General features: G+C 35.3%; 20 protein-coding genes and 2 pseudogenes. 8 read left to right on the top strand and 14 right to left on the bottom strand.

Annotated elements, in window-relative coordinates; translation table 11 throughout:
• Positions 1 to 97: 97 nt before the first annotated feature.
• The 3 genes from VOI54_RS12135 to VOI54_RS12145 all read left to right on the top strand — a co-directional run bounded on the left by VOI54_RS12135 (position 98) and on the right by VOI54_RS12145 (position 6,750).
• Positions 98 to 1,525, top strand: coding sequence for an MFS transporter (locus VOI54_RS12135; protein WP_326283059.1), 1,428 nt, complete (start codon positions 98 to 100; stop codon positions 1,523 to 1,525).
• A gap of 213 nt (positions 1,526 to 1,738) precedes the next feature.
• A complete protein-coding gene (locus tag VOI54_RS12140; protein WP_326283060.1) occupies positions 1,739 to 5,263 on the top strand; it encodes a molybdopterin-dependent oxidoreductase in 3,525 nt (1,174 codons plus the stop codon).
• Between the two features lie 59 nt (positions 5,264 to 5,322).
• On the top strand, positions 5,323 to 6,750 hold the full coding sequence (locus VOI54_RS12145; protein WP_326283061.1) for a rubredoxin: 1,428 nt from the start codon (positions 5,323 to 5,325) through the stop codon (positions 6,748 to 6,750).
• A gap of 49 nt (positions 6,751 to 6,799) precedes the next feature.
• Here the strand turns inward: VOI54_RS12145 and VOI54_RS12150 are convergent, their stop codons facing one another.
• Together VOI54_RS12150 and VOI54_RS12155 are read right to left on the bottom strand one after the other, a co-directional pair.
• A complete protein-coding gene (locus VOI54_RS12150; RefSeq protein WP_326283062.1) occupies positions 6,800 to 7,351 on the bottom strand; it encodes a hypothetical protein in 552 nt (183 codons plus the stop codon).
• A 119-nt stretch (positions 7,352 to 7,470) separates the two neighbouring features.
• Positions 7,471 to 8,340: a helix-turn-helix domain-containing protein gene (locus VOI54_RS12155; RefSeq protein ID WP_326283063.1), complete on the bottom strand. Its 870-nt coding sequence runs from the start codon at positions 8,338 to 8,340 to the stop codon at positions 7,471 to 7,473.
• Between the two features lie 97 nt (positions 8,341 to 8,437).
• Between VOI54_RS12155 and VOI54_RS12160 the strand changes: the two are divergent.
• Positions 8,438 to 8,620 (top strand): annotated as a pseudogene (locus VOI54_RS12160) (hypothetical protein); the annotation flags it as partial.
• A gap of 67 nt (positions 8,621 to 8,687) precedes the next feature.
• Here VOI54_RS12160 and VOI54_RS12165 read toward each other — a convergent pair.
• From VOI54_RS12165 to VOI54_RS12220, 12 genes and pseudogenes are all read right to left on the bottom strand, one after another.
• Positions 8,688 to 9,146: an RNA methyltransferase gene (locus tag VOI54_RS12165; protein WP_326283160.1), complete on the bottom strand. Its 459-nt coding sequence runs from the start codon at positions 9,144 to 9,146 to the stop codon at positions 8,688 to 8,690.
• Between the two features lie 126 nt (positions 9,147 to 9,272).
• The gene (gene moaA, locus VOI54_RS12170) at positions 9,273 to 10,280 is read right to left on the bottom strand and encodes a GTP 3',8-cyclase MoaA (RefSeq protein WP_326283064.1); all 1,008 of its coding nucleotides are present in this window, start codon (positions 10,278 to 10,280) and stop codon (positions 9,273 to 9,275) included.
• A gap of 26 nt (positions 10,281 to 10,306) precedes the next feature.
• The gene (gene moaCB, locus VOI54_RS12175) at positions 10,307 to 11,218 is read right to left on the bottom strand and encodes a bifunctional molybdenum cofactor biosynthesis protein MoaC/MoaB (RefSeq protein ID WP_326283065.1); all 912 of its coding nucleotides are present in this window, start codon (positions 11,216 to 11,218) and stop codon (positions 10,307 to 10,309) included.
• A pseudogene (locus tag VOI54_RS12180) lies at positions 11,218 to 11,606 on the bottom strand (four helix bundle protein). The gene moaCB and the pseudogene VOI54_RS12180 overlap by 1 nt, the downstream one beginning before the upstream one ends.
• A 46-nt stretch (positions 11,607 to 11,652) precedes the next feature.
• Positions 11,653 to 12,096 carry a molybdenum cofactor biosynthesis protein MoaE gene (locus tag VOI54_RS12185; protein WP_326283066.1) on the bottom strand — a complete coding sequence of 148 codons (444 nt, stop codon included), beginning with the start codon at positions 12,094 to 12,096 and terminating at the stop codon, positions 11,653 to 11,655.
• A gap of 30 nt (positions 12,097 to 12,126) precedes the next feature.
• Positions 12,127 to 13,212, bottom strand: coding sequence for a molybdopterin-synthase adenylyltransferase MoeB (gene moeB / locus VOI54_RS12190; protein ID WP_326283067.1), 1,086 nt, complete (start codon positions 13,210 to 13,212; stop codon positions 12,127 to 12,129).
• A gap of 83 nt (positions 13,213 to 13,295) precedes the next feature.
• Positions 13,296 to 13,529 (bottom strand): MoaD/ThiS family protein, encoded by a 234-nt coding sequence (locus VOI54_RS12195; RefSeq protein ID WP_326283068.1) that lies wholly within the window; start codon positions 13,527 to 13,529, stop codon positions 13,296 to 13,298.
• The gene (gene mobA / locus VOI54_RS12200) at positions 13,513 to 14,097 is read right to left on the bottom strand and encodes a molybdenum cofactor guanylyltransferase (RefSeq protein ID WP_326283069.1); all 585 of its coding nucleotides are present in this window, start codon (positions 14,095 to 14,097) and stop codon (positions 13,513 to 13,515) included. Before mobA ends, VOI54_RS12195 begins: the two co-directional genes overlap by 17 nt.
• Complete coding sequence (locus tag VOI54_RS12205; RefSeq protein ID WP_326283070.1) at positions 14,098 to 14,838, bottom strand: sulfite exporter TauE/SafE family protein; 741 nt, start codon at positions 14,836 to 14,838, stop codon at positions 14,098 to 14,100. It lies immediately after the preceding gene.
• Positions 14,839 to 14,880: 42 nt separating this feature from the next.
• Positions 14,881 to 15,234 (bottom strand): four helix bundle protein, encoded by a 354-nt coding sequence (locus VOI54_RS12210; RefSeq protein ID WP_326283071.1) that lies wholly within the window; start codon positions 15,232 to 15,234, stop codon positions 14,881 to 14,883.
• 115 nt (positions 15,235 to 15,349) lie between these two features.
• Positions 15,350 to 15,688, bottom strand: coding sequence for a winged helix-turn-helix domain-containing protein (locus VOI54_RS12215; protein WP_326283072.1), 339 nt, complete (start codon positions 15,686 to 15,688; stop codon positions 15,350 to 15,352).
• A gap of 7 nt (positions 15,689 to 15,695) precedes the next feature.
• On the bottom strand, positions 15,696 to 16,874 hold the full coding sequence (locus tag VOI54_RS12220) for a molybdopterin molybdotransferase MoeA (protein WP_326283073.1): 1,179 nt from the start codon (positions 16,872 to 16,874) through the stop codon (positions 15,696 to 15,698).
• Between the two features lie 196 nt (positions 16,875 to 17,070).
• Between VOI54_RS12220 and VOI54_RS12225 the strand changes: the two genes are divergently transcribed.
• The 4 genes from VOI54_RS12225 to VOI54_RS12240 are packed head-to-tail and all read left to right on the top strand — an operon-like array spanning position 17,071 to position 20,955.
• Entirely contained in the window at positions 17,071 to 17,307 is a 237-nt protein-coding gene (locus VOI54_RS12225; protein ID WP_326283074.1) for a hypothetical protein, read from the top strand.
• Positions 17,308 to 17,313: 6 nt separating this feature from the next.
• Entirely contained in the window at positions 17,314 to 19,641 is a 2,328-nt protein-coding gene (locus tag VOI54_RS12230) for a molybdopterin-dependent oxidoreductase (protein ID WP_326283075.1), read from the top strand.
• 2 nt (positions 19,642 to 19,643) lie between these two features.
• Positions 19,644 to 20,339: a nitrate reductase cytochrome c-type subunit gene (locus tag VOI54_RS12235; RefSeq protein ID WP_326283076.1), complete on the top strand. Its 696-nt coding sequence runs from the start codon at positions 19,644 to 19,646 to the stop codon at positions 20,337 to 20,339.
• Between the two features lie 7 nt (positions 20,340 to 20,346).
• On the top strand, positions 20,347 to 20,955 hold the full coding sequence (locus tag VOI54_RS12240) for a cytochrome c3 family protein (protein WP_326283077.1): 609 nt from the start codon (positions 20,347 to 20,349) through the stop codon (positions 20,953 to 20,955).
• Positions 20,956 to 20,978 lie beyond the last annotated feature (23 nt).

Genomic DNA, 20,978 nt, shown 5'->3' on the forward strand with positions numbered 1-20,978 from the left:
CTAAATTATCAACCTCATAATTCTTTTTAATTACGTAATTTTTAATATTTAAATTAAGTATAAATACGTAGTTTTGTACGTATAAAAGTACTTAATTATGAATACTACAGCGCAAACGAAGTCTACAACATTAAACTTATTAAATTTTAAGAACGTTTCTATACGTACCTTTTGGATTACGGCTATATCTTTTTTCATGTGTTTTTTCTCATGGTTTGGTATTGTACCATTTATGCCGGATGTAGTCAGGGACCTGGGCTTAACACCGGATCAAAAATGGAATTCTATTATTTTAGCTGTTTCAGGGACGGTTTTTGCCCGTTTGCTTATTGGTAAATTATGTGACAAATACGGGCCAAGGATATGTTATACCTGGTTACTAATGTTAGGCGCTGTTCCGGTAATTTTATGTGGATTGGTACAGACGCCATTACAATTTTTAATCTGTAGATTATTTATTGGATTTATAGGTGCATCATTTGTGATAACCCAGGTACACACTTCTTTAATGTTTGCTCCTAATATTGTTGGTACTGCCAATGCTACGTCTGCCGGATGGGGAAATCTTGGAGGAGGAGCAAATCGTTTGGGAATGCCAATTATTGCAGCTACTGTAATTGGCTTTGGTGTAGCAGAAGGTGAGGCCTGGAGATATTCTATGGTTATTGCAGGTGTGGTTTGTTTCTTAATGGGGCTGGTTTATTTCTTTTTCACCCAAGATACACCACAGGGAAATTTTAAGGATTTAAGAGCATCTGGTATTGAAATTGAAAAGAAAAAGGATCAGGTGGGATTTGCCACGGTATTAAAAGATTACAGAACCTGGATTTTATTCTTAGTATATGCAGCGTGTTTTGGAATAGAGTTAACAGTTTATGGTACTATGGATGATTATCTTCAAAACACCTTTCAATTAGAGCGTGCAACTGCCGGAAATATTGTATTGTCTTTTGCTTTAATGAATATTTTTGCAAGAACACTTGGAGGCTTCTTCGGAGATAAATTTGGTAAACTTAAAGGATTAAGAGGACGTGTATTGTTCTTATCAGCCATATTGGTTATTCAAGGTATCATGTTAATGACTTTTTCTACTGCAACAAGCATTTTTGTTGGTATTTCATTTTTAATATTATTTAGTTTATCGGTTCAAATGGCAGAAGGAGCAACCTTTTCTGTGGTGCCGTTTATTAATAAAAAAGCCATTGGATCGGTTTCGGGTATAGTTGGAGCTGGTGGTAATGTTGGTGCATTTTTAGCAGCTATGCTGTTGAAATCTCAATCGGCTGTAGCTGAAAAGGCAGCCATTATTGCTAATCAAGGACAGGGAGAAGAAGTTATTAAAGCAGCGCAATCAGCAGCATCGGCTACCGCAGTATCAAGCGGTTATTTTATAATTGGAGCTATTGTGGTTGTAACTGCTATAATTTCTTTAGCGATTCGCTTCTCTACTGAAGATGAAAAAGTGGCTAAAGGAGATTCCAATATTAATACAGATGATCTGATTCCGGTTAAGGTAAAAAGCTGATCTTGAATAAAACTTTTTAAAGGGGCATAAAATCACATTTTTTAAAAACTGTGAATTTAAATAAAACCCGAGTGATAAAGTTGATTATTTGCGATACCGATTTTTGTCAAATTTAAAATATAAAGCGCCTTTTTTACGGTATTCAGAATAATAAAGTAAGTATTTGTTTTCTGAAATTAAATGGTGTTATTTAGTATAAAATGTTTGGTCTGAATGATTAAAAATGAAGTTAAAACAACGTGTTCATATTGTGGTGTAGGCTGCGGAATTATTGTTAAAAAAGATAATAACAATAAGGTTTTTGTTGAAGGCGATAAAGACCACCCGGTTAACAAGGGTATGCTATGCTCAAAAGGCATGAATTTACATTATGTGGTCAATGATACTTCTGATAGAATTATGTATCCCGAAATGCGATGGAGCAGATCACATCCTCGTGAACGCGTAAGCTGGGACGATGCTCTGGATAGAGCAGCCAGCGTTTTCAAATCCATTATAAAAAAGCATGGTCCGGATAGTGTTGGATTTTATGTGTCAGGCCAAAGTTTAACAGAAGAATATTATATTGCTAATAAGCTTACCAAAGGGTTTATAGGAACCAATAATATAGATACAAACTCACGATTATGTATGAGTTCTGCTGTGGTTGGCTATAAAAAAACTTTTGGAGAAGACAGTGTACCTGTTTCATATGCTGATATTGAATTGGCGGATGCGTTTCTTATTACAGGAGCAAATCCGGCATGGTGCCACCCTATATTATTCAGACGCTTAGAGAAACATAAAGAAGATAACCCTGATGTTAAGATCATTGTTGTAGATCCCAGAAAAACAGACACGGCAAACTTTGCAGATTTACATTTACAGCTTATACCGGGAACAGATGTTGTCTTGTACAATGCCATAGGAAGGTACTTGTATCATAGTGGATTGATAGATGAAGATTTCATTACAAAACACACTCAAGGTTTTAAAGCATATAAAGATTTAATATTTTCAACATCGTTAAAACAAGCTTCCAAGCTCTGTGGCGTTTCTGTTGATGACATCAAAAAAGCAGCAAAAATTATAGGGCTTTCAAAAGGGTTTATAAGTATGTGGGCTATGGGACTCAACCAAAGTGTTGTTGGAACAGATAAAAATGTATCACTTTTAAACTTATCTTTAATTACTGGCCAGGTAGGAAAACCCGGGTCGGGACCTTTTTCTTTAACAGGGCAGCCCAATGCTATGGGAGGACGAGAAGTAGGAGGAATGGCTAATCTGTTGGCAGTTCATAAAGATTTGATGAATGAAGAGCACCGCAGGGAAGTCGCACAGTTTTGGGGAGTGGATAAGATTAACCCCAAACCGGGTTTAACAGCTACTGAAATGTTTGATGCGCTAGAGAGTGGTAAACTAAAGGCCGTTTGGATAGCCTGTACAAACCCCTTGGTGAGTTTGCCAAATCTAAATAGAGTGGAGAAGGCCATGAAAAATGCAAAATTTGTTGTGGTTCAGGATATTTCACACAGATCAGATACGGTAGCTTATGCAGATTTAGTATTACCGGCAGCCGGATGGTTGGAGAAAGAAGGTACCATGACCAATTCTGAAAGGCGTATCTCATATTTACCTAAAGAAATAGATGCTCCTGGAGAAGCCAGGCCAGATGTAGAGATCTTCTGTGATTTTGCACAGCGTATGGGCTTTAGAGGATTTAATTATAACAATACCGGTGAGGTTTATGATGAGTATGCCTCAATGACCAAAGGAACTAATATTGATGTCTCTTTCTTAAATTACGACAGATTAAAAAGCGAAGGAACCTTCCAGTGGCCGGTACCAGAATACAGACATCAGGGAACACCCAGGCTTTTTGAAGATAAGAAATTCTATACACCATCTCAAAAAGCACAATTTAATGTGCCAACTACTATTGAAAACACTTCTGTTAAACCAAATGCCGATTTCCCACTTATTTTAACAACCGGTCGTGTACGTGACCAATGGCATACCATGACAAAAACCGGTAAAGTATCCCGGTTAAAAACGCATTATCCAACTCCGGTATTAGAAATCAATCCTGTAGATGCCTATTTAAGCAAAATCAAAGACGGAGATATAGCGGAGATTACAAGTGAAAATGGTGTAGTAAGGGTTCGTGCCAGTGTTTCTGAAGCTATTAAAAAAGGCGTTGTGTTTTTACCTATGCATTGGGGTAAACAGCTTCAGAGTAATTTAAATAGGGTAAACAATTTAACCAATACGCATCTTGACCCCACTTCAAAAGAACCTGATTTTAAATTTACCAGGGTGTCAGTTTCAAAATATAAGAAACCGGTTGAAAAAATCATCATTGTTGGTGCCGGAGCTGCAGCATTCAGGTTTGTACAAAACTATAGAGAATATAATGAAGATGATGAAATACACGTATTTTCAAAAGAACCCAACCTCTTTTATAACAGGGTTTTATTACCGGAATATGTTACTGAAGAATTAACCTGGGAGCAACTGCTTAAAATAAAGAAAATAGAGCTTAATAAACTTAATATTCATCTGCACCCGGAAACACAGATTTCAAAAATAAATAAAGAAGGTAGAACAGTAACAGGCAGTAATGAAGAGGAACACTATTTTGATAAACTGATATTAGCCACCGGAAGTCGTGCGTTCATTCCCAAAGATGTTCAAATAGATCTACCAGGACGGTTTACAATGCGGAATAAGTTAGATGCAGATAGATTTAAGGCCTATCTTGATGCTACCGGGCTTCCGCCTGAAGAACAACATGTGGTTATAGTTGGTGGTGGTTTATTAGGTTTAGAGCTGGCAGCTGCAATGAAGTATAAAAATGCTAAAATTACTATAATTCAACGGGCCTCTCGTTTAATGGAACGTCAGCTGGATAAAATATCCAGCAAGTTATTGGCATTAGATGTTCAGGAACGTGGTATCCAAATATATTTTGATAATGAGGTAAGCACCGTGTTTGATGATGAAGATACCGGCGAGTTAAACATTACCCTTAAGAGTGGAAAATTTATCACTGCAAATGCTATTGTTTATGCTATAGGAACCATTCCAAATATAGAAATAGCCAAAGCTAATGGTATAGCCTGTAGCAGAGGGGTTAAAGTAAACCAGCATTTACAATCTTCACACCCGGATATTTTTGCCATTGGTGAGATTGCCGAATTCAATAATCAGTTATTTGGAATTACCTCGGCAGCAGAAGAACAAGCTAATATATTAGCCAATTTTATAGCAGGTGATATTAGCTGTGCATACAATGGCTCGGTATTGATGAATATATTGAAATTCAATGATTTGAATTTGTGTAGTATTGGGGATATCAGTGTCCCTGATAACGATGACAGTTACGAGGAAATTATTTTTACAGATATTAAAAAGCGCTATTATAAAAAATGTATTGTTAAAGATGATTTACTGGTTGGGGCAGTTTTAATGGGTGATAAAAATGAATTTGCCGAATTTAAAACCATGATTGAAAGCAAAATAGAAATGGCTGATAAACGCAATACTTTGCTTAGAGGGGCTTCAAATGATGCACCAGTTTTGGGTAAATTGGTGTGTTCATGTAGTCAGGTAGGAGCGGGTAATCTTGAAGAAGCTATAACCAAAGGTTGTACGGATTTTACCGAACTATGTAATAAAACAGGAGCAGGCTTAGGGTGCGGAAGTTGTAAAACAGAGGTTAGGGAAATACTTCATAATTCAGAAGTATTAGTGTCATGAAACCAGCATATTTAAATATCAAAGGTCACATCTGGCCCAAATAAAATAAAAATGAACAGATGAAAGAGCCATATAGATTGAGAATTAACGGGGGAGTTTTATCACCGGGAGAATTGAAATATATTTGCGAAGCAGCAGAAGGTTTGGGGTTAAATGCAATCTCTTTTGGATCCAGGCAGGACATTATTTTTCCGGAGCAGATTGATGAAAGTAAGTGTAATGAATTTGATAAAATTAAGTTTGTAAAACCTAAAAGGGATGGTATTGAAAACATAGCATCATCTTATGTGTCTGCCGAGATCTTACCCAGTACCTCATGGCTTACCAGCGACAAGTATTTATATGTTTTAGAGCAATTTAAGCATAACCCTATGCTACGTATAAATGTTATTGACCCTAAACAGCGTTTGGTTCCGCTATATACAGGTAATGTGAATTTTATTGCTTCAGAACATGAAGATTATTGGTATTTGTATATAAGACTTCCAGGTTGGGAAAAAACAAAGATGTATCCGGCACTCATTTATAGTTGGGACATGGATAAAATAGAACTGGCTATCGAAAATATTTTGATAGAAGAACCGGAAACCATAGAAATGGTTTTTGAATTGGTAAGCGATGCTATAGATACTAATAACAGGACCGTTGATAAGCCTTTAGAAGTACCGTTTTATCCTTTTCCATACTATGAGGGAATGAATAGAATTGGAACCGATAGGTATTGGTTGGGGTTATATTGGAGAAATAATAGGTATGATATTCCTTTTTTAAAGGCCATGTGTGATTTATGTTCGGAAAATAAAATTGGTAAAATCTCTATCACACCATGGAAATCCTTTATTGTTAAGGGGATTCCACTAAAGTCTAAATTGCAATGGGAAAAATTCCTTGGTAAGTTTGGTATCAATGTGCGTCATTCCATGCTGGAAATGAACTGGCATTTACCTGTAAATGATAAAGAAGCTTTAAGCCTTAAAAAATATTTGGTTACAAATTTTGACCAAAATGATATCAGTACTTACGGGCTAACATTCGGAATTACCAGCTATGAAAGTGATACCTATAATTTTACTTCAATAGTTATAGAGAAGAACAAGCAACCGGAGTTAAAAGGGGATTTTAAAGTTAGAGATACTTACAATCTACTTTATGCAAAAAATTTCGATCCTAATACTCGCGAATATATCATGCATGTACAAGATGTTGATAAAGTAGAGCTACCGGGCTTATTGATGGAATTGAGTCAATTGTATTTTGAGCAATTAGGAACAGAAAGAGAAGAAGACGTTAAAGTTATAGTAAAAGAATGTATTGAAGAAGAAGTTTATCAATGTGCAGAATGTTTAACGGTCTATAATGAGATTTATGGAGATATTACTCAAGATATAGCCCCCCATACACCATTTGACAGTTTACCGGAAACCTATGAGTGTTCACTTTGTGAAGCACCAAAAAGCAGTTTTGATAAAAAAGTCTTGGTTAAGTAATGAATATAAAGACACTCTGAAAAGTGTTATTCAGAGCGCCTTTTTTATTCTAACCCATTTGTTTAAACGTGATGCCATTATACTTTAAAGTCTTAGTGGATTGCCCTTTTTTAATTACAATTATATATAGTTTTTTAAGCGTTTTATTATTGGTATAATTTATCTTAAAGACACTTTTTTCAGTGGACCAATTAGGAAATGACTGTGCGATTGAATTTCTGATTTGATCTGGGATTTTAATATTTTTATAAACCTCTTTTGAAGAAAGAATTTCCCCATTATTGTTGTAATTTACCAGAGCTTTTGCATTTGTGCTTTTAAACCTAACCAGGTAGGATGCAGCTTCAGAATTATCATAAATGGATTTGTTTTTTAAATTGTATTCAAGAATTTGTCTCTCCAGTTTACTTACAATTTCTGATGAGTTAGTGTTTACTACTGCTTTATAGTAAGCACCTGAAAATTTAGTTTCTTTTTTAAGGTGTGTTGGTGAACTATAATATTTAAATGTATTAGTATTTAAATAGGCCAGATCATTGTGTTGTGCATGTATTGTATTTATAATAAATACACTTACTAGAGTTAAAATTACATTTTTCATGACATATTGATTTTTAATGATATGCCAAAAGTATGCTTAAACTAAGCTTAAGGATTTTTTTAAAGGGTCAAAAAGTTTGTTTAAAAGTCCAACCACAAAAAATGTTCTAAAAATGATAGTTATTGAGTTAAATGAAGCTTTCTAAATTGATTGGGAGGGTAATTGTATTTTTGTTTAAAGCTATTATTGAAATGTGAAGTGTTCTTAAAACCACTTTCATAGCAAACCTCATTGACGGTTAAATCAGATTCCTGGAGTAAGGTTTTTGCATATTCAAGGCGTTTGTTTGTTAACCATTTACCAGGAGTTTCTTTGAAGTGTTCCTTAAAGTCTCTTTTAAAGGTAGACAAACTTCGTCCGCATAACTGAGCATAGGCTTCCAATTGTAAATCACAATGAAAATTTTTCATCATAACATCATAAATATTGGCTTTCTCAATTTGGTTAAGAGATTGAAAAAAGGATATCAAATCGTTATTGGCAGGGCTTAATGCTATATTAAAAAGTAATTCATTAAACTTAATCTCTACCAATTCTTTAGGAATCTCACTGCCCATATTGAAGTAATTAAATAGGCTTAAAAATAATGCGTTTAATGTATCAGTTACATGAATTGGGAAAATTTGATTATTACTATGTTTTGTATTCTTTTGAGGAATAATATGTGCATTGTCTTTAATAAATTTTCTAATAAAATCTTCTGTCATAAAAAACAAGATGGTGCAGTAATCTTCTTCATAATATTGTTTGGTATTATAAATACCTTTTCTGATGAACAAAGCATCACCTGAATTAAGAGGATAGGTTTTATGAATAGAGGTCCAGTCTTTTTTGCCGCTAATAACATAGGTTATTAAAGGCGTATGGGTCCAAAGCTTAAATTTTTCAACATCAAGGGGACATTTATATTCAACAAACATATAATCATTCCCTATAAGCTTGTTATATTTTGGGCTATTTTGAAAATATTTATAAACATCAAGTGTCATATAACAAATTTACTAAAATGTAAGCTCAAAACCATTCGTCGACACTTATGCGTTATTCAACTATACTAAAATGGGATTAAACGAACAGTGAATATGTTGTGAACAACCTTTAAAACGATGGATACATGCAGACGGGTCTAAATTATCAATGAAAGATTCTATAAAGATCATAATGCAATTAGGGCAGATTATGTGGGAGTATAGAAAGAAAAATAAAGTGGCTAATAGTAGTATAGGTAAGCTATCATTGGTATACAAGAACCTGTGTGCCTTATTTTAATAATTTATCGTGCAATGTGTGCGCAAATTAACTGTCTTAAAGCTATAGGTAAGATTTAAGGAATATTTTAAGACCGTGGTTTATTAACGCCACGGTCATACATTACTATGCTCCCTGCTACTGAGACATTTAAGCTTAATTGCGATTTGAATTTTACTAAAAAGTGACTTTTTTCAATAGCTTTTTTAGACAAACCATGATCTTCAGCACCCAATAGGTACACGCAGCGCCTTGGATGATGGAATGTTTCTAAGTTTTCAGCTTTATCAGTGAGTTCAACACCTACGAGTCTTGCGCCTTTGGGTAAATTTTTAAAGAATTCCTCAAAAGTCTCATAATGAAAATAAGGCATTGATTTAACAGCATTGTGTGTATCGCAGGCTTGTTTGGCATAACGATTACCTATGGTGAAAATAAAACTGGCCCCTAAATTTTGAGCAGAGCGCCAGAGTACACCCAGGTTTTCAGGGGTTTTTCCATTTTGAATTCCAATACCGAAGAACTCATTTTCAAAATTATCATTCATGTGGTCAAAAATAAAACATCTTTTCACTTGATTGAAAATTTAAATCTCTTTTGTTAAGAAATTACTAAGCCCTAATACGTCGCATTTTTTACTTGTTTGCTTTGGTTTAATGTAATTTGTATGGGCTTACCCTCCAATGGTAGTCATGCTTCTGTTTTTAGAATGCAGTTTAGGTTCTTGTAGTTTTTTGATGGTGTTCATACCTCCTCGGACTTTAAATTTAGCCTGAACTGCTTTTTGAATAATAGGAACAATAGATTTGCCAGACCGGAGTGTTGTAAGTAAGTCTGATTCAGTAGCTGAGAACAAACAATTTTTTAACTGCCCGTTAGCTGTTAAACGTAGTCGGTTACAGGAATCACAAAACGGATTGGTTACTGAGCTAATTATTGCAAAAGATCCTTTATAACCTTTTATTTTATAGTTCTTTGCGGTGTCATTGGGAGCATCCTGTAAGCGTTCAATACTATTTTTAGAAAATGCTTTGTTAACGTATTCCATAACTTCTGCATAGGAAACCATTTTACTCATGTCCCATTTATTGCCATCAAAAGGCATAAACTCTATAAAGCGAATAGAAATGGGTAAATCCTTAGTAAAATTGATAAAGTCAATAATTTCGTTATCGTTAAAACCTTTAATTAAGACAGCATTAACCTTAACTGTAAATCCTTCTTTGACAAGCATTAAAATGTTATTATAGACGCTTTTAAACTCATGCCTTCTGGTAATATGCTTAAATTTATTTTCATTTAAAGAGTCTAAACTCACATTAATCTTGTTGATGCCATTAGCTTTAAATATGTCTACAAATCTATCTATAATGACAGCATTTGAGGTAATAGATAATTCAACCGGAAGTGTTGCTAATTTTTCTAAAATGATAGGGATATCTTTTCTAATGAGTGGCTCACCACCTGTTAATCTGATTTTAGTCACACCATGATCTACAAAGGTTTTTGCTATGTCATAAATCTCTTCATAGGTCATCAAGTGGCTTTTTGGAGATAGCTTTACACCTTCTTCAGGCATACAGTAGGTGCAGCGTAAGTTACACCGTTCAATCAATGAAATACGTAAATAAGCATGATCTCTGCCATGTTGATCCCTTAATATTTTTGATTTATTTATCATGTCTTATTTTTTCAACTAACAACTCATTAATCATGCCTGGCGCCTTTTAATATCCTAAAGCTATGAAGTATGGCCGGAAAAATGGCATCCATAGATTCTTTTGCTCCATTTGTAGAACCCGGTAATGCTAAAACTAAAGTGTCTTCAATGGTTCCGGCTACGCTTCTTGAAAGCATGGAAAAAGGGGTGCGTTCCTGGCCATAGGTTCTAATAGCCTCTTCTATGCCTGGTATTCTTCGGTCTAAAATAGGAGTTAAAGCTTCCGGTGTTACATCTCTTCCAGATAATCCGGTACCACCGGTATAAATGACCATATCTAAGCCTTGTTCCTGATAAGTCTTTGCTTTTTGCTGAATGCTATCTATTTCATCAGGAATAATAACATATTCCGAAACCTTAACCTCACAATCTTCTAGCTTTTTTATAATGGCCTTTCCTGCTTTGTCTTCCTTGTGACCTGCAGAAATAGTATCACTACAGACTACAACAGCAGCTCTTAGATCTTTTCTGAAACGATCTCTAAAATCAGATTTACCACCTTTTTTAGTTAACAGCTTAATGGCATGAATTTCGATGCCCTTATCAATAGGTTTTAACATGTCGTACATATTCAACGCCACTACACTGGCGCCATGCATAGCTTCAACTTCAACGCCTGTTTTGTAAATAGTTTTTACAGTGAATACAACGGTAATTTCTAAATCGTTAATTTTATATTCCACTCCGGTGAACTCAATAGGTAAGGGGTGACAATCCGGTAAAATATCCGGTGTACGTTTTACACCTAACAATCCTGCAGCTTTACTCATAGCAAACACATTGCCTTTTGGAACCGTATTGTTTTCTATGGCCGTAATTGTTTCCGGCTTACTAACTTTTACTATAGCTTGTGCCACTGCTGTTCGTAATGTTGTGCTTTTATGTGTGATGTCTACCATTATGTGTTGATTTGTTTAATCTTTATTTGTTTAATTGTGCTTTCCGTAAAGCATTTTAATCTATTAAATGTTTTTTCTATTTCTGACCTTATTTTTTGATAATCTTTTTCAATAATAAAACCTAACTCTTTTGAAATAATGAGTTGATTTAAAACTTCCATTAGAGAGCTAAAAGCATTGTACTAAAATGCGCTTTATCCTTGTTTGTAATTCTAGATGTACCTTCAGCTATATTTGAGGCAACAGATACAGAAGCTCTTCTCATTTGATTTGTTAACCCAAATTTTTCTTCACTTGGGAATTCCTTTGTGACCATGTAGATCAGTTTTATTAATTCTTTGGAGTCTATCCAAACATTCAGTTTTTCAAATGAAAATGTATATGACATGTTTAAATTACAATTAAACGATTAAACAGTTTTCCAAATAAGCAACCTAAGAATTAACCTTCCATTGATGCGATTGATCTTCAAAAATCTCTTTTCCAAATACAGGGACCTCTGCCTTTATAGCTTCAACAATATATTCTAAAGCTTCAAAAACCACTTTTCGTCGTGGGGATGATACAAAAACAAATAAGCATATTTCTCCGGCCTTTACAGTTCCCAGACTGTGATAAATATGCATACAGGTCAGTTCAAATCTTTCGAAGGCAGATTCTCTGATGTCATGAAATTTTTGATTTGCCATATCTTCATAAGCAGTATACTCAATAGCCGAAACCGGTTTTCCGTCAATTATATCTGCTCTTACTTGCCCTAAAAAAATATTATGGGCTCCAATGCTTGTTTTAGTCTGGTGTTTATAAATGGAGTGTCCTATAAATTCTGAGGATATTGGCCCTTCCTTAAATACATTTTTTGGTTTATTGTCTTTCATTTTTTTTGTTTTTTCAGACCAGCCAGGTTTTTAAAACCTTGATTGGTCTAGTGTGTTAACTAATTCTTGTGCGCCTTCTTTTAAACTAAAGCAGTTTTTGGTATTATGTTTTTTCAGAAGGCTTATAGCTTTCTTACTTCGCATTCCTGACTGGCAAAAAAAGATTTTCTTTTTATCGTTATCAAGTTTGTTGATATTCTTTTCTAATTGACTCAAGGGCATGTAAGTGATATCAAGATGCTCAACTTTGGGGTACTCATGGTCTTCCCTTACATCAATAAATTGAGCATTTTGTTCAGAAATAATATCTTGAATGGAGACTTCTGTGTTTTTGACAGCACATGTCATATTAATATTGATTGATTTGTTCTGAAAATGATCTCGCTCTTTTAAAACTGTTTTAATGATAGTGTTATTTCTATTGACTTTCAAAGTAGATGTTTGAGCCGTTAAAGCATTATAGCAAAGTAATTGCCCTGAGAGTGTATTACCGATACCCAGAATGATTTTCAGGACTTCATTAGCTTGCATACTGCCAATAATTCCAGGGAGCACACCAACAACGCCAATTTCCGAACAATTGGGAACAGCATCTTTTTTAGGCGGTGAAGGAAACAGGCAACGGTAACTTGGTCCGTTGTTAAAATTAAACACAGAGACCTGGCCTTCAAATTTGTAAATGGCTCCAAAGACCAGTGGTTTGTTGGTAAGGATACAGGTATCGTTAACTAAATAGCGTGTTTCAAAATTATCTGAGCCATCAACAATAATATCATAGCTCTCAAACAAATTCAGAGCGTTTTTATAGGTTAGGGGCTCTGGGTAAGCCATTATGGAAATAGTATCATTTAAATCTTCCAAGCGAGCTTTAGCGGCAATAGCTTTATTTTTCCCCAAAGCGGATTTTCCAAAAAGGACCTGGCGTTGCAAATTAGATAACTCTACAACATCAAAATCTATGATACCAATAGTGCCAATTCCTGCTGCGGTCAGGTACTGTAAAACAGGGCAACCCAGACCACCGGCACCAATAACCAATACTTTAGCATTAGATATTTTGTCTTGGCCCTTTTGTCCAATTTCAGATAATATGATATGTCTGTTGTATCTATTCATTATTGTTGAATCGGTTAATTGTTAAACGGTTTAATTATTTATCTCTTCACACATAAACAAATCAACAGTTCAATACTTTAAAATCATCCTCCGGCAAAAGGTGGCAATAAAGCAATTTCATCACCGGTTATTTTGGTGTCTAAAGGCACTAACTCTTGATTTTGGGCTATTTGAAAATCTTTAGTTTTTAATAATTCATATTTAGAATGCAACCGATCTATAAGCTCTGAAATCACTTGATCTGTGACTTCCAGGTTTTCCGTTTCCTTTTGGGTCACTTCAGCTATTTGACCTAAGTATTTAATTGTTACAAGCATTTTCTATTAATTTTAATTCTTCCTTTGTATTCACATTCATGGTAGTGATATGGTCGTTGTCATCTAAGACTATATTTTTAAATTTACAGGATTTTATGGCTATACGTAAACGCCTTTCACCTTGCTCCAATAGTGCTTTGAATTTTGGTACACATGCTTTTTGGTAAAAAGCAATTAAGGGCATTGATTTTCCGTTGCTTTCCACTTGAATAATGGTTGTCTCATTATCAATTTGGGAAACCAGCTTTTCTAATATTCCTGAATTTATCAGCGGAATATCACAACTTAGTACTAAGTTATAATTAGTTTTAGAAGCTTCCAAGCCGGAGCAGATTCCAGCGACAGGCCCGGACTCTTTGATGATATCTGTAACTCTTTTGTAACCAAATTTATCATAATCAGGGCTATCCGAAACAATTATAATATCAGTAACCCACGGTTTTAAAGCCTCTATACTATATTGAATAAATGGTTTTCCATGAAGTTCTATTAGCCCTTTATCAGAGCCCATTCTTGAACTTTTTCCTCCAGCTAAAATAATGCCTGTTATGTTGTTTTTATCTAACATTTATGTAAAAAATAATTTAGCACAAGCTATAACTAAAACAAAGGCTAAAATGTAACGTAAACGCTTATTATTAATTTTTTTGCTTCCATAGTAACCTCCTAAAACACCTCCAATAAGAGCGATAGCTACTAGTAAAAAAGATTCTTTTTCTATGGTTACACCGCTACTTAACTGGCCTATTAATCCAGCAGCAGAGTTCACCCAAATAAATAAAGCCGAAACCGCAGCGGCTTCTTTCATTTTTCCCCAGTGCAGCAGTAAAATTATCGGGCTTAATATGATGCCTCCTCCAATGCCAATCAAACCGGAAAAGAAACCTATAATTCCTCCAACAACTAGTCCCTGCCAAAGTTTAACGTCCTTTATACTGCCATTTTCTTTTCCAAAAACGTTTAACATTTTTAGGATTGCAAATATGAGTAAGACGGCTAATATTTTTTTGTATAGTGAAGCATCAACGTCTATGGTGCCTCCCAAAAAAGCCAGAGGAATTGAGGCTATTGCAAAAGACAAAAATAGTTTCTTGTTAAAAAAACCTTCTTTGTAGTAATAATAAAATGAAATACCGGCAACAAATAAATTAAGGAGCAGGGCAGTGGGTTTCATGCTTTCAGGAGCAAAAGAAAATAAAGCCATTAAGGCTAAATAACCACTGGCTCCTCCGTGTCCTACACTGGAATACAAAAATGATACTAAGGGTAGAATAGTTAGAAAAAGATATATGTTTTCGTTTTGTAACATGATATTTTAAAAATGTCTAAAATATTTAAAGTTTAAAGTTAGCTAGAGTTTGTTTGCTATTGATGTAAAAAGGGCTAAAAGCTCTTTTGTTTCACTAAGAACAGGTTCCAGTTTACTATTTTCCATCCATTCTAAATGTTTAATTATTCCTAACCAATATTCTGTTTCACTCGCTTCACTTTCAGATATCTTAATTTTGTTTTTGAAATCTCTTTTACTACGAGACCGATTTGCTTCACGATAATTAGCACCTATGCTTGTGCCGGATTTTGTGATTTGATTCCTAATTACTTTCCCTTCTATCGTATTTGGTAAAAGAGTAGATAGTTTAATAATTGATATTCCAAATTGCTGTGTTCTATATTCTAGTTTTTTAGCAAAATCTTTATTGTTCATATTATTTCTTTAAGTACTTCACACTTTAGCCACTTTAGCCACTTTAGCCACTTTAGCCACTTTAGCCACTTTAGCCACTTTAGCCACTTTAGCCACTTTAGCCATTTTGAGAGCTTTACAGCATGTTAATCTTTTCCAATTGTTTATCTAAAAATGCCCAGCAGTTTTTATTGATTTCATCAAAAGCGATAACTAAGGACTGTCCGTATTCTGTCAATTCAGCACCACCCCCGCCTTTGCCACCTATGCTATTTATGGTCACTGGTTTTTTAGCAGATTTGTTTACAGAATCTAAAAGTTGCCATGCTTTTTTATAAGATATATTTAAAGACTTTGCGGCTTTAGATAAAGACCCGGTTTCTTGTATGGCTTTGAGTAAATGTACACGTCCTTCACCAAGAAGTACGTTGTTCTTTGACTCGATCCATATTCTGCTTTTGATTTTGTAACTCATTTTCTTTTTAATTTGGAAGTAAAATCACTTCTATTAAATTGTTTGTCTTTATTTTAGAAACCTCTTCAGGAGCATAAACCAAAGCGTTTGAAAGCGCAAAAGTCTGTAGCATTGAAGAGTTTTGGCCGTCAAGAATTTCAACTTTTCCATCACTGTAAATACCTTTTAAAAATTGAGGCCGGCCCCCTTTTTTTTCAAAATTTGATAGGGATAGTGCTTGTGTTCGAGGTAATTCTTCAGCGCTTCTACCCATCATTTTTTGTAATGCGATGAAAACATAAACATAAAAACAGGATAATGCTGCAGCCGGATTTCCCGGTAAGGCAAAAATTTTGGTATGATTTTTCTGCCCAAAAAATAAAGGCTTCCCTGGTTTTTGCTTGACCTTATAAAACAATTCTTCAACGTTTAATGCCTTAAGCGCCTTGCCAACAAAATCATAATCTCCAACTGAAATCCCTCCGGTGATTAGTACCAAGTCATTTGTGCTGATAACAGAATCTAGTTTTTTGACAGTTTTATTATAATCATCAGCAACTTTATGAATGGTCACATCATAAAACTTTAAGCTATAAAGAGCACTCAATAACATTTTAGAGTTGCTTTCATATATTTTTCCATAGCCTAAATCCTGTCCGCCTTCTATCAATTCATTTCCTGTAGTAACAAGGGCTATGTTAGGTTTTTTATAAACGGATACCTCAGTGATCCCCAAAGACGTTAAGTACCCTATAGCAGCAGGTGTTAATTTGGTGTCTTTCTTGAGCGCGATGTCTCCGGCTTTAACCTGTTCACCCAAGGGACGAATATTATGTTCTAATGGAATACTATGTTCCAAAGTAATACTATTTTCATGTAGTTTTACTTGCTCTTGCATCATAACAGCGTTTGCCGAATCTGGAACAGGAGCACCTGTAAAAATTCTTATGGCATCACCTGCTTTTAAAATAGGTTGGTGGTTATCACCGGCTTTCACTTCACCAATTAAATTGTAAGATAAATGGTCATGAAGATTTATAGCATAGCCATCCATAGCAGATTGTCTGAATGGGGGCATGTTTATTGGTGCATAAACATTTTTAAATAGCACATAACCATTAGCCTTTTCAACGGCTTTGATGGTTTCCTTTAAAAGTGGTTTTCCGTTATTTTTAACTATTGAAATAGCTTCTGAAATAGAAATCATAGTTGCTTTTCGTTATGTCTTGTCAAATATAACGAAATCTTGTAATGATAAAGAGATTCTGATGAAATCTTTTTATAATTATTTAGATTAATTTTAAATAGATATGCAATTAATCAAAACATGACATTTGTCAGTTTTTTTGCTTTCAATTGAGATATTTTTGTTTTAAATTGTAAGAGATAAATAGAAAACAATCATGCCTATAAAAAGCTATTTAGCGCATCCTCATGATGGAAAAAAAGCAGAACTTGTAAAGGCTATATCTAAGCTTAATAATTGTGATGTAATTCCCGCTGAAAACAAAGATTTGCTCATCGTGGTAACAGATACCGACAATAAATCAGAAGACGAAAATTTAAAAGAACAAATAGAGGCTATTGAAAGTTTGAAATTACTTGCAATGGTTTCTGGATTTGATACACCTAAAAAGTAATTAAGTATGTACACCTCGTTAACAAACAGACGTAGTTTTATAAAGAAAATGGCAATAATGTCAGCAATGACAGCTGCAGCCTCTATGTTTCCAGGCATATTATTTGCTGATGAGCAAGAAAAGAACCTGCCTAAAGGCGGAAATTTAGATTGGAAAAAGGCACCATGTAGATTTTGTGGTGTAGGTTGTGGCGTTCTAGTTGGTATTGATAAAGGAAAAGCTGTAGCGGTTAAAGGAGATCCAAAGTCGCCTGTAAACAAAGGGCTTTGTTGTGTGAAAGGCTATCATTCTGTAATGGCTTTATATGGCAAAGATCGTTTAACAAAACCGCTGGTTAAGAAAAATGGAAGGTATGTGGAAACTTCTATGGAAGAGGCTTTAGATTTAGTGGCTTCCAAGATGCAGGAAACCATTAAAGACCATGGAAAAGATGCGGTGTCCATTTATGGTTCTGGTCAATGGACCATCCCTGATGGTTATGCGGCTTCAAAATTATTTAAGGGGTGTATAGGAACCAATAATGTAGAGGCTAATGCCCGTTTGTGTATGGCAAGTGCGGTTACAGGTTTTTTAACCTCATTTGGGATAGATGAACCCATGGGCTGCTATGAGGATATTGATCATGCTGATGTATTTGTACTTTGGGGTAATAATATGGCAGAAATGCACCCGGTACTATTTTCAAGACTTTTAGACCAGCGTTTAAAAAGAGGTGTTAAGATTATAGATTTTGCAACCAGAACCACCAGAACAAGTATGGCTGCTGATAAGTCCATATTGTTTTTACCGCAAACCGATTTAGCTGTAGCTAACGCTATCTGTTATGAAATCATTAAAAATGGCTGGGTTAACAAGTCATTTGTTGAGAAGCATTGCAATTTTAATAAAGGGCTGACCAATATGGGGTACGGACTGGAAGACAAGTACAGTTTTACAGACAAACCTGAAAAAATTGACTTTGAAGCCTACAAAACATTTTTAGAAGATTACACGCCGGAAAAAGTTGAAAAAATATCAGGAGTATCAGCCAAAGATATCAAGTACATGGCTGCTTATTATGGAGACCCTAATAAAAAAGTGATGTCGTTATGGTGTATGGGAATGAATCAGCATTCGCGTGGCACCTGGATAAATAATTTGGTTTATAATATACATTTACTTACCGGTAAAATTTCTACCCCAGGTAATAGTCCGTTCTCATTGACCGGGCAACCAAGTGCTTGTGGTACGGTAAGAGAAGTGGGGACTTTAACACATAAATTGCCGCATGGTGTAGTCATGAATAAAGAGCACCGTGAGTTTGCTGCAAAAATCTGGGATGTCCCTGCCGAAAACATTTCACCTAAACCTACCTACCACACTGTTGAAATGTTTAGAGCATTAGACAGGGGAGATATTCGTTTTATGTGGATTCAGGTAACCAATCCTATGGTAACCATGCCAAAGTTAAAGCGTTATAGGGATGCTGCTAAAAAAGAAGACCGCTTTATAGTAGTATCTGATATTTACCCAACACCAACTACAGATATAGCAGATGTTATTTTACCATCAGCCATGTGGGTAGAACGTGAAGGATTGTTTGGAAATTCTGAACGACGTACCCAATATTTTGAGCAAATGGTTGAACCGCCGGGAGAGGCCATGAGTGATACCTGGCAATTGGTAGAAGTGGCTAAACGTATGGGCTTTGAAAAACAATTTTATTACAAGGAAGAAAGCCATATTGAAGAGATTTACACAGAATATCGTAAGCATCACGATAACAAAAAGCATAATATGGCTCCGTTAGAGGTGTTAAAATCACAACCCGGAGCTATGTGGCCTTACGTAGATGGAAAATCAACAAAATGGCGTTTTAATGCCAAATATGATCCGGCTTGTACTAATGGCGAGGCGTTTCATTTTTATGGTAAACCTGATGGAAAAGCTGTGATCTGGCAACGACCTTACGAACCGGCAGCAGAAGAGCCAGATGCCGATTATCCATATTGGTTAAATACCGGAAGGGTTGTAGAACATTGGCATACAGGTTCAATGACCAGAAGGATTCCTGTATTACATAAAGCAGTACCACACGCTTATGTTGAGCTTAATCCGGGTGATGCTAAGCGTTTACAGATAAGAACCGGAGATAAAGTGAAATTAACAACCAGGCGTGGGGAAATTGTGCTGCCCGCATCTGTAAATGAAAGAGGGGTTCCGGCACCTATGCAGGTTTTTGTGCCTTTCTTTGACGAAAATATGCTGATCAATGATATCACATTAGATTCATTCTGCCCGATATCAAAAGAACCAGATTATAAAAAATGTGCTGTAAACATTGAAAAAGTATAGTTATGAAGCGACTTGGTATCATATCTTTATTTGTACTACTTTTTATAGCGTTCATCTTTGTTTGGAACCTCAGTTATGAGTCAGGCCAGGAAGAAGCTTATATCCCTATTGAGACTGAAAGTACTGTAACTTTGATTCCATCTGAAACCGGTGTTTTTGAACGGTCTGAATATGCTTTGGACTATGTGAATATGCCGGTAGATGAAACCCATCAAAGATCTTTAAAGGATTACTATAAAAACCGGGCATTCCATGGAGCGCCCCCAAGTATACCTCACCCGGTGACTAATGAGCGCAGCATGGGAGAAAATACCTGTTTAAAGTGCCATCAAAATGGAGGTTTTGTTGATAAGTTTAAGGCTTATGCACCGGTAACACCACATCCTGAAATGATTAATTGCAGGCAATGTCATGTGCCTCAGCACACAGAGCAGTTATTTAAAGGAACTAATTTTCACAAGGTTGCAGCTCCTGAAGTAGGTGTCAATAATGCTCTTGAAGGAAGCCCACCGGTTATACCACATCAAATTCAAATGCATGAGAATTGTTTGTCATGCCATGCCGGTCCCGGTGCACCTAAGGAAATTAGAGTAACACACCCGGAACGTATTAACTGTCGTCAATGCCACGTACCTAATAATAAAGAGGTAACCGATATAGGAATTTTTAAAAGAATCAATAAGGATGAAGTGCAATAGATGTATTATGAATAGATTAGTTTATGGCTTTATTTTTTTAATCACGCTTTTTTCATGTAAACATGGAGAGCATGAGTATCATGGGGTAACAGATAAGATTGAGGCAGAAAGTGAAAACTACCACGGCACATCTATCTCTTCTGAAAAATATCTTGAAGGTCTTGAAACTATTGAGATTACAGAAGGCGAGCACACATTCTTAATTCCTGAACGCAAAGGTCAAATTAAATCTTATGCATGTACCGAATGCCATTCTAAAGCTTTAGACAAAATGCAAAGTGAGGATGGTAAAAAAGCACATTGGGATATTAAGTTGATGCATGCTAATGAAAATACCATGAATTGCGTAACCTGTCACAATCCTGATAATATGGATAACCTAAAAAGTTTAACAGGTAAAGACATAGATTTTAATAATAGTTATAATTTGTGTAATCAATGCCATACCAAACAATTTGAAGATTGGAAGGGTGGTGCACATGGTAAGCGTATTGGAGGGTGGGCACCGCCAAGAGCGTCTATGACTTGTGTAAACTGTCATAATCCGCATAAGCCTCATTTTGAGTCAAAGTGGCCGGCACGTTTTAATACACAGAAAGTAAAAGAAAGAGAATAATTAAAAACTACATAATTAGGTTT

Source organism: Alterotamlana spongicola (assembly GCF_035818475.1).
In the GTDB taxonomy this organism is placed as follows: Bacteria; Bacteroidota; Bacteroidia; order Flavobacteriales; family Flavobacteriaceae; genus Cognatitamlana.

Excerpts from the sequence above, each read along its gene's own strand:
- moeB (WP_326283067.1), bottom strand. The coding sequence starts at position 13,212 with ATGAATAGATACAACAGACATATCATATTATCTGAAATTGGACAAAAG.
- VOI54_RS12225 (WP_326283074.1), top strand. The coding sequence starts at position 17,071 with ATGCCTATAAAAAGCTATTTAGCGCATCCTCATGATGGAAAAAAAGCA.
- VOI54_RS12185 (WP_326283066.1), bottom strand. The coding sequence starts at position 12,096 with ATGAAAGACAATAAACCAAAAAATGTATTTAAGGAAGGGCCAATATCC.
- VOI54_RS12135 (WP_326283059.1), top strand. The coding sequence starts at position 98 with ATGAATACTACAGCGCAAACGAAGTCTACAACATTAAACTTATTAAAT.
- moaCB (WP_326283065.1), bottom strand. The coding sequence starts at position 11,218 with ATGGTAGACATCACACATAAAAGCACAACATTACGAACAGCAGTGGCA.
- VOI54_RS12195 (WP_326283068.1), bottom strand. The coding sequence starts at position 13,529 with ATGCTTGTAACAATTAAATACTTAGGTCAAATAGCTGAAGTGACCCAA.
- VOI54_RS12240 (WP_326283077.1), top strand. The coding sequence starts at position 20,347 with ATGAATAGATTAGTTTATGGCTTTATTTTTTTAATCACGCTTTTTTCA.
- VOI54_RS12210 (WP_326283071.1), bottom strand. The coding sequence starts at position 15,234 with ATGAACAATAAAGATTTTGCTAAAAAACTAGAATATAGAACACAGCAA.
- VOI54_RS12235 (WP_326283076.1), top strand. The coding sequence starts at position 19,644 with ATGAAGCGACTTGGTATCATATCTTTATTTGTACTACTTTTTATAGCG.
- VOI54_RS12215 (WP_326283072.1), bottom strand. The coding sequence starts at position 15,688 with ATGAGTTACAAAATCAAAAGCAGAATATGGATCGAGTCAAAGAACAAC.
- VOI54_RS12155 (WP_326283063.1), bottom strand. The coding sequence starts at position 8,340 with ATGACACTTGATGTTTATAAATATTTTCAAAATAGCCCAAAATATAAC.
- moaA (WP_326283064.1), bottom strand. The coding sequence starts at position 10,280 with ATGATAAATAAATCAAAAATATTAAGGGATCAACATGGCAGAGATCAT.
- VOI54_RS12230 (WP_326283075.1), top strand. The coding sequence starts at position 17,314 with ATGTACACCTCGTTAACAAACAGACGTAGTTTTATAAAGAAAATGGCA.
- VOI54_RS12140 (WP_326283060.1), top strand. The coding sequence starts at position 1,739 with ATGATTAAAAATGAAGTTAAAACAACGTGTTCATATTGTGGTGTAGGC.
- VOI54_RS12165 (WP_326283160.1), bottom strand. The coding sequence starts at position 9,146 with ATGAATGATAATTTTGAAAATGAGTTCTTCGGTATTGGAATTCAAAAT.
- VOI54_RS12145 (WP_326283061.1), top strand. The coding sequence starts at position 5,323 with ATGAAAGAGCCATATAGATTGAGAATTAACGGGGGAGTTTTATCACCG.
- VOI54_RS12220 (WP_326283073.1), bottom strand. The coding sequence starts at position 16,874 with ATGATTTCTATTTCAGAAGCTATTTCAATAGTTAAAAATAACGGAAAA.
- mobA (WP_326283069.1), bottom strand. The coding sequence starts at position 14,097 with ATGTTAGATAAAAACAACATAACAGGCATTATTTTAGCTGGAGGAAAA.
- VOI54_RS12205 (WP_326283070.1), bottom strand. The coding sequence starts at position 14,838 with ATGTTACAAAACGAAAACATATATCTTTTTCTAACTATTCTACCCTTA.
- VOI54_RS12150 (WP_326283062.1), bottom strand. The coding sequence starts at position 7,351 with ATGAAAAATGTAATTTTAACTCTAGTAAGTGTATTTATTATAAATACA.